We start from the raw sequence: 15,402 nt of genomic DNA, 5'->3' as shown, positions 1-15,402 counted from the left end.
TGTCCGCGTCATCAGCGGGCGCCGGTGGGAGTGACGTTGCTATGGAGAACAGCCCCGATCCTGCCTCGCCCCTTCTGGAGGTGCGCGGGATCAGCAAGAGCTTCGGTGCTGTGCGTGCGTTGCAGGAGGTCGACTTCACGCTTCGCGCCGGCGAGATCCATGCGCTGCTCGGGGAGAACGGCGCCGGCAAGTCCACGCTGATCAAGGTCGTCACCGGCGTATTCCCGCGCGATGCCGGCATCGTCCGGCTCGGCGGCGAGGAGGTCGCACCGCGCTCGGCCAAGGCCGCGCTTCAGGCCGGCATCGCCACCGTCTACCAGGAGGTCAATCTGCTGCCGAACCTCTCGGTGGCGCAGAACCTGTTTCTCGACCGCCAGCCGATGCGCTTCGGCATCGTGCGCGACGGCGAGATGCGCCGCCGCGCCAATACGCTGCTCGCCGATTTCGGTCTCGACATCGACGTATCAGCGCCGCTCGGCAGCTATTCCGTCGCCGTGCAGCACGTCACCGCGATCGCGCGCGCCGTCGATCTGTCCGCGCGCGTGCTGATCCTGGACGAGCCGACCGCGAGCCTCGACCGTCATGAGGTCGAGATCCTCTTCGGCATCATGCGCCAGCTCGCGGGGCGCGGCATCGGCATCGTCTTCGTCAGCCACTTCCTCGACCAGGTCTACGAGATCTCCGACCGCATCACCGTGCTGCGCAACGGCCGCCTGGTCGGCGAGCGCGAGACTGCGTCGCTGCCGCGGATCGAATTGATCCGCATGATGCTCGGCCGCGAGCTTGCGGAGACCACCAGTGCGCGGGCGGCGACGCGCGAGCATCAGGCGCGCGAGATCTGCGCGAGCTTCGAGAATTACGGCAAATCCGGCTATGTCGCGCCGTTCAATCTCGAGCTGCGTCATGGCGAGGTCGTCGGCCTCGCCGGCCTGCTCGGCTCGGGCCGCACCGAGACGGCGCGGCTGGTGTTCGGCGCCGAGCGCGCCGATCGCGGGCAGGCGAAGGTGGAAGGCGCGCCCGTGCGGCTGCACTCGCCGCGCGACGGCGTGCGCCACGGCTTTGGCTATTGCCCGGAGGAGCGCAAGACCGACGGCATCGTCGCCGAGCTCAGCGTGCGCGAGAACATCGTGCTGGCGCTCCAGGCCAAGCGCGGGCTGCTTCGCCCGCTGTCGCGCCGCGAGCAGGACGAGATCGCGCGCCGCTACGTCAAGATGCTGGACATCCGTCCGCCCGATCCGGAACGCCCCGTGGGCCTGCTCTCCGGCGGCAACCAGCAAAAGGTGCTGCTGGCGCGCTGGCTCGCGACCTCGCCGCGGCTCCTCGTGCTGGACGAGCCGACCCGCGGCATCGACGTCGGCGCGCATGCCGAGATCATCCGTCTGATCCGCGAGCTCTGTGACGATGGGCTCTCGCTGCTCGTGATCTCCTCGGAGCTGGATGAGATCGTCACCTATTCGGATCGGGTCGTGGTGCTGCGCGACCGCGCCCATATCGAGGAGCTCGCAGGCGTGGCGATCGATGTCGGCAACATTCTCGCGGCCATCGCGGCCGACGGCGCCGCCATCGCGCATGAGGGGCGGGCATGACAGCGCTGCTGCCGCGCCGCGGCCTTGCCCAGATCCTCGCATTGATCGTCATCCTCGCGGTCGACCGCGTGGTGTCGCCGCAATTCTTCGACCTGCGCCTCCAGGACGGTCGTCTGTTCGGCAGCCTGATCGACGTGCTCAACCGCGGCACGCCGGTGGCGCTGCTCTCGCTCGGCATGGTCCTGGTGATCGCGACGCGCGGCATCGACCTCTCGGTCGGCGCAATCATGGCGATCTCGGGCGCAATTGCGGCCAGCCTCGCTGACAGCCACGGGCTTCCGGTCGTGCTGGCGGCCGCGCTTGGCGCCGGCCTCGTCTGCGGCTTGTGGAACGGATTTCTCGTCGCCGTGCTCGGCATGCAGCCGATCGTGGCGACGTTGATCCTGATGGTGGCGGGGCGGGGCATCGCCCAGCTCATCACCGAAGGGCGTATCGTGACGTTTTCCTCGCCCGACCTGGTCTGGCTCGGCAACGGCGCCATCCTCGGCCTGCCGGTTCCGGTTGCGATCGCCTTGGGCATGCTGATCCTCACCTGCGCGGTGGTGCGCGGCTCCGCGCTCGGGCTCCTGATCGAGGCGACCGGCGGCAATGCGCGGGCGAGCGAGCTTGCCGGCGTCGGCACGCGGGCGATGATCCTTTCGGTCTATGTCTGGTGCGGCGTCTGCGCCGCACTGGCCGGCGTGATCGCCGCGGCCGACATCATGGGCGCGGATGCCAACAATGCCGGCCTCTGGCTCGAGCTCGACGCCATCCTGGCCGTGGTGATCGGCGGCACGTCACTGTTCGGCGGCCGCTTCAGTCTTGTGCTCGCGGTGCTGGGGGCGCTGATCATCCAGACCATGAACACCGGAATCCTGCTGTCAGGCTATCCGCCGGAATTCAACCTGCTGGTCAAGGCGGTGGTTGTGCTCGCTGTTCTGCTGCTGCAATCTCCGAAATTCTCGGGGCTTGCCGGTATCGCTGCGCGGCTGCGGAGGACGAAAGCATGAAAGGCCTGCCGCCCGTCCTGATCACGGCCATCGTGCTCGTCGCGGGCTTCGCGCTCTGCGCCATGCAATTCCCCAACATCGCCTCCACCCGCGTGGTCGGCAATCTCCTCACCGACAACGCCTTCCTCGGCATCGTCGCGACCGGGATGACCTTCGTCATCATCTCCGGCGGCATCGACCTGTCGGTCGGCTCGGTGATCGGCTTCACCACCGTCTTCGTCGCGCTGGCGATCGAGCGCTGGGGCGTGCCGCCGCTGGTCGCCTTCGTCGCCATCCTCGCGCTCTCGGCGGCGTTCGGCGCGGCGATGGGCGCGGTCATCCATGTCTTCGACCTGCCGCCGTTCATCGTGACGCTGGCCGGGATGTTCCTGGCCCGCGGCGCGAGCTTCCTGCTCTCGACGGAATCGGTTCCGATCACCGCGCCGGTCTATTCCACCGTGTCGGACTTCGCGCTGCGGATGCCTGGCGGCGGGCGGCTGACGGCGATCGCGATCATCATGCTCGTGATCGTGATCGGCGGCGCCTTGCTGCTGCATCTCACCCGGTTCGGTGCCAATGTCTATGCGCTCGGCGGCAGCCGGACGACCGCGAGCCTGATGGGTGTTGCGGTGGGCAAGATGACGGTGAAGATCTACATGCTGTCGAGCCTGCTCGCAGGAATCGCCGGCATCGTGTTCTCGTTCTACACCAGTGCCGGCTACTCGCTCTCCGCCGTCGGCGTCGAGCTCGACACCATCGCGGCCGTCGTGATCGGCGGCACGCTGCTCACGGGAGGGCAGGGCTCGGTGATCGGCACCTTCCTCGGTGTGCTGATCCAGGGCCTGATCCAGACCTACATCAATTTCGACGGCACGCTGTCGAGCTGGTGGACCAAGATTGCGACCGGCGTATTGCTGTTCGCCTTCATTGCCTTGCAGCAGGGGCTGGTCGCGCTTGCGCGCCGGCCCGTGGCCAAACGCGCGGGAGCTGCCACATGACCTCGCGCATCGTCGTCATCCCGACGCGCCGGGCTCACTCCAACCATGCGGAAGTGGCCCGCTCGATCGGCGTCGACATCATCGCCGGCCGCTACGCGGAGGGGACACGCCTGCCGGGTGATGCCGAGATGATCGCGATGTTCGGTGTGTCGCGGCCGGTGCTGCGGGAGAGCGTGAAGACGCTGGTGGCCAAGGGCCTGCTCACCACCAAGGCGCGGGTCGGCACCGTCGTGCGCGAGCGCGCGGCCTGGAACATGTTCGACGCCGACGTGCTGGCCTGGCATCTCGACGCCGGCATCGACAAGCGTTTCCTCAACGACCTCGCCGAGATCCGTCTGGCGGTCGAGCCGCGCGCGGCCGAGCTCGCAGCGAAGCAGCGGTCCGAGGAGGACCTCGTCGAGCTCCGGCGCAGCATGGAGCGCATGCGCCGTGAAGCCTCCGACTCGGTGGGCTTCGCCGATGCCGACCTCGCGCTCCACGTTGCCGTGGCGCGGGCCTCCGGCAATCTGTTCATGCGCTCGATCGGGCATGTCATCGAGGCCGCTCTTCGCGCCTCCTTTCTGCTCAGCGCGCCGGTCGAGCCGGAGGACCGCGACACCGTGCTGCTCTGGCATCAGAAGATCGTCGACGCGATCGAGGCCGGCGATGCCGAGGCGGCATCGGAGGCCATGATCTATGTCATTCACAACGGCATGCACCGCCACGAGGATACGGTGATCGAGACCGCCCCGACCGATGCGCTGCCATCAGCGGATACTGGAGAATAAGCGTGACCGACCTTCGCATCGCCATCGTCGGCTTCGGCAAGATCGCGCGCGACCAGCATGTCGGCGCGATCGCAGCGGTACCGGGCGCGACGCTCGCGGCCGTTGCCAGCCGCAATACCTCGCTGCCGGAGCTGCCGCATTTTGCGACCATCGAGGAGCTGCTGGAGAAGGGCCCGGCGATCGACGCGGTCTCGCTCTGCACGCCGCCGCAGGTGCGGCGCGCCCAGGCCGCCGCAGCGCTCGCCGCCGGCAAGCACGTCATGCTGGAGAAGCCGCCGGGCACCGGCGTTGCCGAGCTGGATCCGCTGATTGCCATGGCGGCCGATGCCAAGTGCACGCTGTTTGCGACCTGGCATTCGCGCCATGCGCCGGCGGTCGAGCCGGCCCGCGAATGGCTGGCGACGCGCCGGATCAAGTCCGTGCACATCAACTGGAAGGAAGACGTCCGCGTCTGGCATCCCGGCCAGGCCTGGATCTGGGAGCCGGGCGGGCTCGGCGTGTTCGATCCAGGCATCAATGCGCTGTCGATCCTGACCCGCATCCTGCCGAAGCCGGTGTTCGTCACCGCGGCGGACCTTGCCTTCCCCGCCAACTGCCAGGCGCCGATTGCCGCGAACCTGAACCTGACTGACATCAACGGCCTGCCCATCACCGCCGAATTCGATTTCCGCCAGACCGGGCCGCAGAGCTGGGATATCGTCGTGGAAACCGACCAGGGCCAGATGACCTTGTCCGGCGGCGGGCGTCGGATGGCTGTCGACGGCAAGGCCATTGCCGAGGCGCCCGATCAGGAATATTGCGAGCTGTACCGGCGCTTTGTCGCGCTTGCGGCAACCGGCGCAAGCGATGTCGATCTGGCGCCGCTGCGTCTCGTCGCCGACGCCTTCCTGCTCGGCAGGCGCACGATCGTCGAACCCTTTGTGGACTGAACATGGCTGGCTCGAAAATCACAAAAGACATTTTCGGAACGCTGCCGGACGGCCGCAATGTCGAGCGCATCGTGCTGCGCGGGGAGGGCGGCTTTGAGGCCCGCATCATCACCCATGGCGCGGTGATCCAGGCGCTGATAGCGCCGGACGCCAAAGGCGGCTACGACGATGTCGTGCTCGGCCATGACGCCTTCGCCGGCTATCTCGCCGAACGTAAATTCCTGGGCGCCACCGTCGGCCGCTATGCCAACCGTATCGCCAAGGGATGGTTCTCGCTCGATGGCGAGACGGTGCAACTCCCCGTCAACAATGGCCCGAATGCGCTGCATGGCGGCCTCGACGGCTTCGACCGCAAGCTCTGGGAGATCGCCGGGATCGACGAGGGCGCCGAGCCCGCGGTGACGCTCACCTATACGAGCCCCCACGGCGAGGAGAACTATCCGGGCCGCCTCGATGTGCGCCTGACCTATCGTATCACCGGCCCGGCCGAGCTGTCGCTGATGATGGAGGCGCGGACGGACCGTCCGACCATCGTCAATTTGACCAACCACAGCTTCTTCAATCTGGAAGGCGCGACATCAGGCACGCCGATTCTCGACCATAAGCTGACGGTCGCCGCCGAGCATTTCCTCGCGATCGATCCCACCGCCATTCCGTTGCCGGAGCCGCCGCGCGCGGTGGCCGGCACGCCGTTCGACTTCCGCAGCCCGCATACCGTGGGCGAGCGCATCCGTGAAAACGATCGGCAATTGCAGAACGGCAGGGGCTACGACCACACCTACTGCCTCGGCCGCGACGGCAAGCTCGCGCTCGCGGCACGGCTGGAAGCCCCGCGTTCGGGACGCATCATGGAGCTGTTCACCAATCAGCCCGGCATCCAGGTCTATTCCGGCAACTATCTCGACGGCACGATCTCGGGCAAGGGCGGCAAGCTGATCCGGCAATCGGACGCCATGTGCCTGGAGCCGCATATCTGGCCTGATGCGCCGAACCGGCCGGATTTTCCGAGCCCGCGTCTCGATCCCGGCGGAATCTACCGGCATCACACCGTCTATCGCTTTGCCGCGAGGGCGTCATGATGGAAGAAGTGCCGACCACCGTTCTCTCCGCCGAGCAGTGTCATCTCGGCGAAGGGCCGACCTATGATCTGACCACCGATACCGCCTGGTGGTTCGACATCCGCGAAGGACGCCTGTTCGAAGCGCATCTCGGCAGTGCCGCGATCCGCGTCCACGCGCTCGGCCGGATGGCGAGCGCGCTCGGACGCATCGATGCCGAGCGGCAGTTGGTCGTCGCGGAGGATGGCCTCTACATCCGCAGTCTCGCCGACGGCGCGATGACGCTGTTCTGTCCGCTCGAAGCGGACAATCCCACCACGCGCTCCAATGATTGCCGCGTGCACCAGTCCGGTACGTTCTGGATCGGCACCATGGGCAAGAAGGCTGAGCGGGGGGCGGGCGCGATCTACGCGCTTCACCGCGGCAAGATCTCGACGCTGTTTCCGGGCATCAGCATTCCCAATTCGATCTGCTTCTCGCCTGACGGCGCCACCGGCTACTTCACCGACACCGCGCGCGCGGTGCTCTATGCGGTGCCGCTCAATCCCGCCACCGGCCTGCCGCGCGGCGAGCCGGAGGTGCTGCTGCGCCACACCGGCATCGGCGGCCTCGACGGCTCGGTGTGCGACGCCGACGGGCAGATCTGGAATGCCTGCTGGGGCGCGAGCCGTATCGACGTCTACAGCCCGCAGGGCGAGCGGCTGCGCTCACTGAGCGTGCCGGCCAAGCAGGCGAGTTGCCCGGCCTTCGTCGGCCCCGACCTGTCGCATCTCCTCGTCACCTCGGCCTGGCAGGATATGGATGCGGCGGCGCGCGCCGCCGATCCGCAAGCCGGCTGCACCTTTCTGCTGAAGGCCTCCGCGCATGGTCGCGCGGAGCCCGACGTCAAGCTTGCATAGGAGGACCCCACGCACTCGACCGACGTTCGCTACGACCGAAGAAACAGTCTGACACCTTAAGGGAGTGAAGCATGCTGAAACTGAAGACGACAATCCTCGCGCTGGCGCTGGCCGGCGCTGCGACGATGGCCGCAGGCGTTCCCGCCTCCGCGCAGGACAAGGCGACCGTCGGCATCGCCATGCCGACCAAATCGTCGGCGCGCTGGATCGACGACGGCAACAACATGGTCAAGGTGCTGAAGGAGCGCGGCTACAACACCGACCTGCAATACGCCGAGGACGACATTCCGAACCAGCTCTCGCAGGTCGAGAACATGGTGACCAAGGGCGCGAAGGCGCTTGTGATCGCCGCGATCGACGGCACCACGCTGTCCGACGTGCTCAAGCAGGCCAAGGCCAAGGGCATCACTGTGATCGCCTATGACCGCCTGATCCGCGGCACGCCGAACGTCGACTATTACGCGACCTTCGACAATTTCCAGGTCGGCGTGCTCCAGGCGGAGTCGCTCGTGCAGGGCCTCGGCCTCAAGGACGGCAAGGGTCCGTTCAACATCGAGCTGTTCGGCGGCTCGCCGGACGACAACAACGCCTACTTCTTCTACAACGGCGCGATGAGCGTGCTGAAGCCGTACATCGACAGCGGCAAGCTCGTCGTCGTGTCCGGCCAGATGGGGATGGACAAGGTCGCGACCTTGCGCTGGGACGGCGCCACCGCGCAGGCCCGCATGGACAACCTGCTCAGCGCCTACTACGGCAACAAGAAGGTCAACGCCGTGCTGTCGCCCTATGACGGCCTGTCGATCGGCATCATCTCGTCGCTGAAGGGCGTGGGCTATGGCAGTGCCGACCAGAAGATGCCCGTCATCTCGGGCCAGGACGCCGAGGTGCCCTCGATCAAGGCGATGCTGCGCGGCGATCAGTATTCGACCATCTTCAAGGACACCCGCGACCTCGCCAAGGTGACTGCCGACATGGTCGATGCGGCGCTCGCCGGCAAGCAGGTCTCGGTCAACGACACCAAGACCTACGAGAACGGCGTCAAGACCGTGCCGTCCTATCTGCTCAAGCCGGTCGTGGTCTACAAGGACAATTGGGAGAAGGTCCTGGTTGACAGCGGTTACTACAAGAAGGCGCAGTTCCAGTAGAATTCTCTCTTTCCCCTCTCCCCGCGCGCGGGGAGAGGGTCAGGGTGAGGGGGGCTCTCCACGGGGACGGTGATAGCTGCCCTCGCGGAGACTCCCCCTCACCCGATCGCTTCGCGCATAGCCGAAGCTTTGCTTCGGCGTTCTTAAGAAACGGCCGCTGAAAGCGGCCTATGCTCTCCCCGCAAGCGGGGCGAGGTGAAGTAACGGATGGGATATGAAGCCATGACCGCCATGCTGGAGATGCGCAACGTCAGCAAGAGTTTTGCCGGCGTCCAGGCGTTGCGCGACGTCAATTTCTCGGTTCATGCCGGGCAGATCCACGCCCTCGTCGGCGAGAACGGCGCCGGCAAGTCCACGCTGATGAAGGTGCTGAGCGGCGTCTATCCGCACGGCAGCTACGAGGGCACCATCATCTTCGAGGGGGAGGAGCGCCACTTCCGCGACATCAACGATTCCGAGGCGCTCGGCATCATCATCATTCATCAAGAACTTGCGCTGATCCCGCTGATGTCGATCGCGGAGAACATCTTTCTGTCACATCCGCCGTCAAAACTCGGCGTGATCGATCGCGACGAGGTGTACCGGCGCACGCGCGAGCTGCTGGCGCAGGTCGGCCTCAAGGAATCGCCGGACACGCTGATCACCGATCTCGGCGTCGGCAAGCAGCAGTTGGTCGAGATCGCCAAGGCGCTGTCCAAGCGGGTGCGGATGCTGATCCTGGACGAGCCGACCGCGAGCCTGAACGAGGCCGACAGTGCCGCGCTGCTCGAACGCCTGATGGTGTTCCGCGAGCAGGGCATCGGCTCGATCCTGATCTCGCACAAGCTCAACGAGGTCGCCAAGGTCGCCGACCACATCACCGTGCTGCGCGACGGCCGGACCGTCGACAGCATCGACTGCCATGCCGAGCCGATCCAGGAAGACCGCATCATCCGCAGCATGGTCAACCGCGATATGGCTCACCGTTTCCCGGAGCGTAGCGCAAAGATCGGCGAACCGGTCCTCAACGTTGAGAACTGGTCGGTCTATCACCCCATCCATCCCGAGCGGCAGGTGATCAAAAACGTCGATTTCGGCGTGAAGCGCGGCGAGGTCGTCGGCATTGCCGGGCTGATGGGCGCCGGCCGCACCGAATTCGCCATGAGCCTGTTCGGCCGCTCCTGGGGCACCAATATCAGCGGCCTGATCCGGCTCGAGGGCCGGGAAATCGTGCTGTCGAGCGTCGCCGCCGCGATCGACGCGGGCCTTGCCTATGTCACCGAGGACCGCAAGCAGCTCGGCCTGATCCTCGCCGACGACGTCCGCAAGAACATCACGCTCGCCAGCCTCGACCAGGTCGCGCCGGGGAGGGTGATCGACGACATCGCCGAGCTGAAGGTCGCCAGCGACTATCGCAACCGCATGCGCATCCGCTGCTCCGACGTCTACCAGGAGACCGGCCAGCTCTCCGGCGGCAACCAGCAGAAGGTCGTCCTGTCGAAATGGCTGATGACCGACCCCAAGGTGCTGATCCTGGACGAGCCGACAAGGGGCATCGACGTCGGTGCCAAATACGAGATTTACTGTATCATCAACGAGCTGGCGGAGGCCGGCCGCGGTGTCGTGGTCATCTCCTCGGAGATGCCCGAGCTGCTCGGCATCTGCGACCGCATCTGCGTCATGAACGACGGCGCCTTCGTCGGAGAGTTCAAGGGCGCCGAGGCGACGCAGGAGAAGATCATGCGCGCCATCATGCGCAACCAGAGAAGCAACGGAAACGGCGTGCCTGAGGCCGCGGAGATGGGAGGATTGCAGCCATGACCGACAAGACGGTTTCGCTGCCCGAGGAGCGCCGGCACGGCAGCTTCATCAAGAACAATTTGCGCAATTACGGCATGCTGATGTCGCTGATCGCGATCATGCTGTTCTTCCAGGTCATGACCGGCGGCACGCTGCTCCAGCCGCTCAATTTGACCAACCTGGTGCTCCAGAACAGCTACATCGTCATCATGGCGCTCGGCATGCTGCTGGTGATCGTCACCGGCCATATCGACCTTTCGGTCGGCTCGGTCGCGGGCTTCGTCGGCGCGGTGGCCGCCGTGCTGATGGTGACCTGGAAGGTCGACTACACGCTCGCCTTCATCGCCTGCCTGCTGCTGGGCGCGGCGATCGGCGCGGCGCAGGGCTATTGGGTGGCCTATTTCAAGATCCCGTCCTTCATCGTGACACTGGCGGGCATGCTGGTGTTCAAGGGCCTTGCGCTTGCGGTGTTGCAGGGCCAGTCGCTCGGGCCGTTCCCGGCGACCTTCCAGAAACTGTCCTCGGGCTTCATCCCGGAGATCCTGCCCGAGGCCGGCACGCTGCATCCGACCTCCATGCTGATCGGCGCCCTGCTCGCGCTCGGCCTCGTCTATGCCAGCGCCAAGGGCCGGTCGCGCGAGCAGGCGCACGGCATCGAGGTCGAGCCTTATGCGTTCTTCCTCGGCAAGAGCATTCTACTGGCCTGTGCCGTGCTCTACTTCACCTATCTGATCGCCTCGCATCGCGGCCTGCCCAACGTGCTGGTGATCATGACCGCGCTGATCGCGCTCTACGGCTTCGTCACCCGCCGCACCGTGATCGGCCGGCAGGTCTACGCAGTCGGCGGCAACGCGAAAGCTGCAAGCCTGTCGGGCATCAAGACGGAGCGGCTGACCTTCTTCACCTTCGTCAACATGGGCGTGCTGGCCGCGCTCGCCGGCCTCGTCTTCGCCGCGCGTCTCAACACCGCGACTCCGAAGGCGGGCTTGGGCTTCGAGCTGGACGTCATCGCCGCCTGCTTCATCGGCGGCGCCTCGGCCTATGGCGGAGTGGGGCGCGTCGGCGGCGCCGTGGTCGGCGCCATGATCATGGGCGTGATGAACAACGGCATGTCCATCCTCGGCATCGGCATCGACTATCAGCAGGTCATCAAGGGCCTGGTGCTGCTGGGAGCCGTGTGCATCGACGTCTATAACCAGCGGCGATAGGGGCCAGTAGCCCGGATGGAGCGCAGCGCAATCCGGGTTCTATCCGTTTGGTGAGACCGTCCCGGATTACGCTACGCTCCATCCGGGCTACGGTCTGAAATCGGCAGTCGCTATTGCGTCGTGAACAGCACCGTCGCGATCGCGACGGAGAGGCTTACCGCCGACACGGTCGCGACCGTCGACAGCACGCCCATTCGCCTGAGGGCAATGGCGAACGCAATGATGATTGGCGTTGCCGTCATCAGCCCGATTTGTGCATCGCTCATCGTTGTTCGCCACTCTCTGGAACGCTGAGGCGGTTTTCTACCGCGATCTCATGTCCCCTAATTTGTCCGCCGACAAACTCGGATCGGGACGGGTGAGCTAAGTCTGTCCGGTGCCCTGATCCGGAAAGACGATGTCGGCAACTGATTGCGAACAACAGGGAACCGGCTGGGGCATCCTCGAGGATCTCCCCGGCGATCCCATGATCTGGGTGCTGATCTTCAGCGAGCTTGCCGCGTTCGGCCTGTTTCTCGGCGCCTTCATCGTCGCCCGCGCCATCCATCCCGCCGTGTTCGCGGCCGGACAGGCCACGCTCGATGCGCATCTTGCCGGGCTCAACACAATTGTCCTGGTGACCAGCGGCTGGGCCGCAGCCCGCGGCACCGCAGCCGCACGGGCACCGCGCAAGCGGGCCGCGCGCGGCTGGCTGTTCGGTGCCGTGGCCCTTGGCGGCGCCTTCATCGCGATCAAGCTGTTCGAATATGCCGGCGAGATCGCGCAGGGAAACGGTCTGGAATCCAGCCCGTTCTTCACGCTGTACTTCCTTCTTACCGGCTTTCATCTCCTGCATGTCGGCCTCGGCATCGTGATCCTAGCCCTGGTTTCCCGGAGGGCGGAGGTGATCGGCGTCGAGACGGGGGCCGCCTTCTGGCACATGGTCGACCTGCTCTGGATCGTCATGTTTCCGATTCTGTATCTGGTGCGCTGATGCTTCCAGGCCGTCTCGACCTCACATGGATCGTGCTGATCGGCCTCGCGCTCGCGACCGTTCTGGTTCCATCCCTTGTGACGCGTCCGCTGCTCGGCAACGCCCTGCTGCTGACCTTCGCCGCGCTCAAGGGCCGCCGGATCGTGCTCGATTTCCTCGATCTTCGCGCTGCGCCGGCGCTCTGGCGCGGCCTCGTGAGTGCCTGGGTCGTCATCGTCCTGCTGTTTGCCTGGTCCGTGTCGGCCGTCGTCGCCCTGATCTGACGCGCTCATTGCGCCCTGACAAAGAACCGGCCGGTCGAAGCGGCAATAAATCGCAGCATCGCACCTCGACAGGAATCAACCGGAAAGGATTGGCAATGGCTGAACGCCTGACCAAGTCGGCCGCTCGAAACGTCTTCTACGGCGGCTCGGCTTTTTTCTTCGCCATCTTCATAGGGCTGACGGCGCACAGCCATTACTACATGGCCACGACCTCGACCGACGCTTCGACGCTGACGTCGTCGGTCGCCCGCGGCAAGCATGTCTGGGAGAAGAACTCCTGCATCAACTGCCACACGCTGCTGGGTGAGGGCGCCTATTTCGCCCCTGAAGTCGGCAATGTCTGGGATCGCTGGGGCGGCAAGGAAGACCCGGCCGCCGCGCGCGAGACGCTGAAGGCCTGGATGCAGTCGCAGCCGTCGGGCGCGGAGGGCCGGCGGCAGATGCCGCAATTCAACCTGACCGACCAGGAGCTCAACGATCTCGCCGACTTCCTGCAATGGGTGAGCACGATCAAGCGCCAGGAATGGCCGCCGAACAAGGCGGGCTAAAGCGCCTGCCTCTTTCGAGTCCTTGCCTCTTTCAAGACAGAGAGAACCCGAGATGAAATATCAGACCCAGAAAGTCGCGATGCTGTATTTCTACGGCGCGCTGACGCTGTTTCTGGCCCAGGTCCTGTTCGGCCTGCTCGCCGGAACCATCTACGTCCTGCCCAACACCCTGTCGACCCTCCTGCCGTTCAACATCGTCAGGATGATCCACACCAACGCGCTGATCGTATGGTCGCTGATCGGCTTCATGGGCGCGACTTACTTCCTGCTCCCGGAAGAGACCGAGACCGAGCTGTACAGCCCGCTGCTGGCCAAGATCCAGTTCTGGATGTTCTTCGGCGCGGCGGGCGTCGCCGTGGTCGGCTATCTCTTCCACTATCACGAGGGCCGCGAGTTCCTCGAGCAGCCCTTCATCATCAAGGTCGGCATCGTCGTGGTCTGCCTGATGTTCCTGTTCAACGTGACCATGACGGCGCTCAAGGGCCGCAAGACCACGGTCACCAACATCCTGCTGTTCGGCCTGTGGGGCGTTGCGATCTTCTTCCTGTTCGCGTTCTACAATCCGGCGAACCTCGCCGTCGACAAGATGTACTGGTGGTACGTCGTCCACCTCTGGGTCGAGGGCGTCTGGGAGCTGATCATGGCCTCCGTGCTCGCCTATCTGATGATCAAGCTCAACGGCATCGACCGCGAAGTCGTGGAGAAGTGGCTCTACGTCATCATCGGCCTTGCGCTGTTCTCCGGCATCCTCGGCACCGGCCATCACTTCTACTGGATCGGTGCGCCCGGCTACTGGCAGTGGATCGGCTCGCTGTTCTCCACGCTCGAAGTGGCGCCGTTCTTCACCATGGTGATCTTCACGGTGCAGATGACCTGGAAGGCCGGCCGCAAGCATCCGAACCGCGCCGCGCTGTTGTGGTCGGTTGGCTGCTCGGTGATGGCGTTCCTCGGCGCCGGCGTCTGGGGCTTCCTGCACACGCTGTCCTCGGTGAACTACTACACTCATGGCACCCAGGTCACCGCCGCGCACGGCCATCTCGCCTTCTTCGGCGCCTATGTGATGCTGAACCTGTCGGTGATGGCCTATGCGATCCCGCAGCTCAAGGGACGCGCGCCCTACAACCAGTGGCTCAGCATGACCAGCTTCTGGATCATGTGCACGGCGATGATGGTGATGACCTTCGCGCTGACCTTCGCCGGAGTGGTCCAGGTCCATCTGCAACGTGTGCTCGGCCAGGGCTACATGGACGTGCAGGATCAGATCGCGGTGTTCTACTGGGTCCGGCTCGGCTCCGGCGTGTTCGTGGCGATCTCCGCGCTGATGTTCGTCTGGGCCGTGCTGGTGCCGGGCCGCGAGAAGCAGGCGGCCATGCCTGCCGCGCTGCAGCCGGCTGAGTAAACGCAAATGGCGGCCGCGGTTCGCCGCGGCCCCCTGCTTCCTGGAAAGTCCGGAGAGACATCATGAAACCTGCCCTTCACACGGTGACCTCGGCGCCCGCGCTGCCGGCCTATGTCGCAACCGGCAACGAATGCGCGCTGTTCGAGCACGCCTGGCGGCATCAGCTCCCGGTCCTGCTGAAGGGCCCGACCGGTTGCGGCAAGACGCGCTTCGTCGCGCATATGGCGGCGCGGCTCGGACTGCCGCTCCACACCGTCGCCTGCCACGACGATCTCACCGCCGCCGATCTCACCGGCCGCTACCTCCTGAGGGGCGGCGACACCGTATGGACCGACGGTCCGCTGACGCGCGCGGTGCGCGAGGGCGGCATCTGCTATCTCGACGAGGTGGTGGAAGCCCGCAAGGACGTCACCGTGGTGCTGCATCCGCTCACCGACGATCGCCGCATCCTGCCGCTGGAGCGTACCGGCGAGGAGCTCGCGGCACCGAAGAGCTTCATGCTCGTCGTGTCCTATAATCCCGGCTACCAGACGCTACTCAAGGCGCTGAAGCCCTCGACGCGGCAGCGCTTCGTCGCCATCGAGTTCGGCTTCCTGCCGCCCGAGCAGGAGATCGCGGTGGTGTCCGCCGAGAGCGGGCTGCCGCCGGATCGCGTGCGGCCGCTGGTCGCGCTCGCCGGCCGGCTGCGCGCGCTCAGGGGTCACGATCTGGAGGAGGGCGTCTCGACCCGCCTCGTCGTCTATTGCGCCACCCTGATTGCCGCAGGCGCGTCGATTGCCGATGCCGTGCTCGCCGGCATGATCGAGCCCTTGACCGACGACGCCGACGTCAAGGCCGCGCTGCTCGACGTCGCGCGCGCCGTGATCGGGTGAGGCCGGTCCG

The 15,402-nt window shown here is 65.7% G+C and carries 16 protein-coding genes; 15 read left to right on the top strand and 1 reads right to left on the bottom strand.

Going from position 1 to position 15,402, the window contains the following annotated elements:
* Positions 1–41: 41 nt before the first annotated feature.
* The 10 genes from XI08_RS15220 to mmsB all read left to right on the top strand — a co-directional run bounded on the left by XI08_RS15220 (position 42) and on the right by mmsB (position 11,337).
* Complete coding sequence (locus tag XI08_RS15220) at positions 42–1,586, top strand: sugar ABC transporter ATP-binding protein (protein ID WP_271575003.1); 1,545 nt, start codon at positions 42–44, stop codon at positions 1,584–1,586.
* The gene (locus XI08_RS15215; RefSeq protein ID WP_271575002.1) at positions 1,583–2,575 is read left to right on the top strand and encodes an ABC transporter permease; all 993 of its coding nucleotides are present in this window, start codon (positions 1,583–1,585) and stop codon (positions 2,573–2,575) included. Before XI08_RS15220 ends, XI08_RS15215 begins: the two co-directional genes overlap by 4 nt.
* Positions 2,572–3,552: a galactofuranose ABC transporter, permease protein YjfF gene (yjfF, locus tag XI08_RS15210; protein WP_027546292.1), complete on the top strand. Its 981-nt coding sequence runs from the start codon at positions 2,572–2,574 to the stop codon at positions 3,550–3,552. The genes XI08_RS15215 and yjfF overlap by 4 nt, the downstream gene beginning before the upstream one ends.
* Complete coding sequence (locus tag XI08_RS15205) at positions 3,549–4,319, top strand: FadR/GntR family transcriptional regulator (RefSeq protein ID WP_271575001.1); 771 nt, start codon at positions 3,549–3,551, stop codon at positions 4,317–4,319. The genes yjfF and XI08_RS15205 overlap by 4 nt, the downstream gene beginning before the upstream one ends.
* Positions 4,320–4,321: 2 nt before the next feature.
* Positions 4,322–5,248, top strand: coding sequence for a Gfo/Idh/MocA family protein (locus XI08_RS15200; RefSeq protein WP_271575000.1), 927 nt, complete (start codon positions 4,322–4,324; stop codon positions 5,246–5,248).
* 2 nt (positions 5,249–5,250) lie between these two features.
* Positions 5,251–6,327, top strand: a complete 1,077-nt coding sequence (locus tag XI08_RS15195) for an aldose epimerase family protein (protein ID WP_271574999.1) — start codon at positions 5,251–5,253, stop codon at positions 6,325–6,327.
* Positions 6,327–7,205: an SMP-30/gluconolactonase/LRE family protein gene (locus XI08_RS15190; protein WP_271575016.1), complete on the top strand. Its 879-nt coding sequence runs from the start codon at positions 6,327–6,329 to the stop codon at positions 7,203–7,205. Before XI08_RS15195 ends, XI08_RS15190 begins: the two co-directional genes overlap by 1 nt.
* A 71-nt stretch (positions 7,206–7,276) precedes the next feature.
* Positions 7,277–8,350, top strand: a complete 1,074-nt coding sequence (gene chvE, locus XI08_RS15185) for a multiple monosaccharide ABC transporter substrate-binding protein (protein ID WP_271574998.1) — start codon at positions 7,277–7,279, stop codon at positions 8,348–8,350.
* Positions 8,351–8,572: 222 nt separating this feature from the next.
* Positions 8,573–10,150 carry a multiple monosaccharide ABC transporter ATP-binding protein gene (mmsA, locus tag XI08_RS15180; protein ID WP_271574997.1) on the top strand — a complete coding sequence of 526 codons (1,578 nt, stop codon included), beginning with the start codon at positions 8,573–8,575 and terminating at the stop codon, positions 10,148–10,150.
* Positions 10,147–11,337, top strand: coding sequence for a multiple monosaccharide ABC transporter permease (gene mmsB, locus XI08_RS15175; protein ID WP_027546285.1), 1,191 nt, complete (start codon positions 10,147–10,149; stop codon positions 11,335–11,337). Before mmsA ends, mmsB begins: the two co-directional genes overlap by 4 nt.
* A gap of 110 nt (positions 11,338–11,447) precedes the next feature.
* On the opposite strand, the gene XI08_RS15170 is transcribed toward mmsB, so the two are convergent.
* Positions 11,448–11,603 carry a hypothetical protein gene (locus XI08_RS15170; RefSeq protein WP_085965373.1) on the bottom strand — a complete coding sequence of 52 codons (156 nt, stop codon included), beginning with the start codon at positions 11,601–11,603 and terminating at the stop codon, positions 11,448–11,450.
* A 131-nt stretch (positions 11,604–11,734) separates the two neighbouring features.
* On the opposite strand from XI08_RS15170, the gene XI08_RS15165 reads away from it, so the two are divergent.
* The 5 genes from XI08_RS15165 (at position 11,735) to XI08_RS15145 (ending at position 15,392) form a co-directional block, all read left to right on the top strand.
* On the top strand, positions 11,735–12,310 hold the full coding sequence (locus XI08_RS15165) for a cytochrome c oxidase subunit 3 family protein (protein WP_271574996.1): 576 nt from the start codon (positions 11,735–11,737) through the stop codon (positions 12,308–12,310).
* Positions 12,310–12,573 carry a cytochrome C oxidase subunit IV family protein gene (locus tag XI08_RS15160; protein WP_271574995.1) on the top strand — a complete coding sequence of 88 codons (264 nt, stop codon included), beginning with the start codon at positions 12,310–12,312 and terminating at the stop codon, positions 12,571–12,573. Before XI08_RS15165 ends, XI08_RS15160 begins: the two co-directional genes overlap by 1 nt.
* Before the next feature lie 95 nt (positions 12,574–12,668).
* Positions 12,669–13,121: a c-type cytochrome gene (locus tag XI08_RS15155; RefSeq protein ID WP_271574994.1), complete on the top strand. Its 453-nt coding sequence runs from the start codon at positions 12,669–12,671 to the stop codon at positions 13,119–13,121.
* 52 nt (positions 13,122–13,173) lie between these two features.
* The gene (locus XI08_RS15150) at positions 13,174–14,520 is read left to right on the top strand and encodes a cbb3-type cytochrome c oxidase subunit I (RefSeq protein ID WP_027546281.1); all 1,347 of its coding nucleotides are present in this window, start codon (positions 13,174–13,176) and stop codon (positions 14,518–14,520) included.
* A gap of 62 nt (positions 14,521–14,582) precedes the next feature.
* Complete coding sequence (locus tag XI08_RS15145; protein WP_271574993.1) at positions 14,583–15,392, top strand: CbbQ/NirQ/NorQ/GpvN family protein; 810 nt, start codon at positions 14,583–14,585, stop codon at positions 15,390–15,392.
* The last annotated feature ends 10 nt before the right edge of the window (positions 15,393–15,402 follow it).

The organism is Bradyrhizobium sp. CCBAU 11361 (assembly GCF_028128935.1).
In the GTDB taxonomy this organism is placed as follows: domain Bacteria; phylum Pseudomonadota; class Alphaproteobacteria; order Rhizobiales; family Xanthobacteraceae; genus Bradyrhizobium; species Bradyrhizobium niftali.
The sequence above is the reverse complement of the archived record's forward strand: the minus strand, read 5'-3'. Positions and strand labels throughout refer to the sequence as shown.

Coding starts and splice junctions, on each gene's coding strand:
- XI08_RS15220 (WP_271575003.1), top strand. CDS start 42: ATGGAGAACAGCCCCGATCCTGCCTCGCCCCTTCTGGAGGTGCGCGGG.
- XI08_RS15215 (WP_271575002.1), top strand. CDS start 1,583: ATGACAGCGCTGCTGCCGCGCCGCGGCCTTGCCCAGATCCTCGCATTG.
- yjfF (WP_027546292.1), top strand. CDS start 2,572: ATGAAAGGCCTGCCGCCCGTCCTGATCACGGCCATCGTGCTCGTCGCG.
- XI08_RS15205 (WP_271575001.1), top strand. CDS start 3,549: ATGACCTCGCGCATCGTCGTCATCCCGACGCGCCGGGCTCACTCCAAC.
- XI08_RS15195 (WP_271574999.1), top strand. CDS start 5,251: ATGGCTGGCTCGAAAATCACAAAAGACATTTTCGGAACGCTGCCGGAC.
- XI08_RS15190 (WP_271575016.1), top strand. CDS start 6,327: ATGGAAGAAGTGCCGACCACCGTTCTCTCCGCCGAGCAGTGTCATCTC.
- chvE (WP_271574998.1), top strand. CDS start 7,277: ATGCTGAAACTGAAGACGACAATCCTCGCGCTGGCGCTGGCCGGCGCT.
- mmsA (WP_271574997.1), top strand. CDS start 8,573: ATGACCGCCATGCTGGAGATGCGCAACGTCAGCAAGAGTTTTGCCGGC.
- mmsB (WP_027546285.1), top strand. CDS start 10,147: ATGACCGACAAGACGGTTTCGCTGCCCGAGGAGCGCCGGCACGGCAGC.
- XI08_RS15170 (WP_085965373.1), bottom strand. CDS start 11,603: ATGAGCGATGCACAAATCGGGCTGATGACGGCAACGCCAATCATCATT.
- XI08_RS15165 (WP_271574996.1), top strand. CDS start 11,735: ATGTCGGCAACTGATTGCGAACAACAGGGAACCGGCTGGGGCATCCTC.
- XI08_RS15160 (WP_271574995.1), top strand. CDS start 12,310: ATGCTTCCAGGCCGTCTCGACCTCACATGGATCGTGCTGATCGGCCTC.
- XI08_RS15155 (WP_271574994.1), top strand. CDS start 12,669: ATGGCTGAACGCCTGACCAAGTCGGCCGCTCGAAACGTCTTCTACGGC.
- XI08_RS15150 (WP_027546281.1), top strand. CDS start 13,174: ATGAAATATCAGACCCAGAAAGTCGCGATGCTGTATTTCTACGGCGCG.
- XI08_RS15145 (WP_271574993.1), top strand. CDS start 14,583: ATGAAACCTGCCCTTCACACGGTGACCTCGGCGCCCGCGCTGCCGGCC.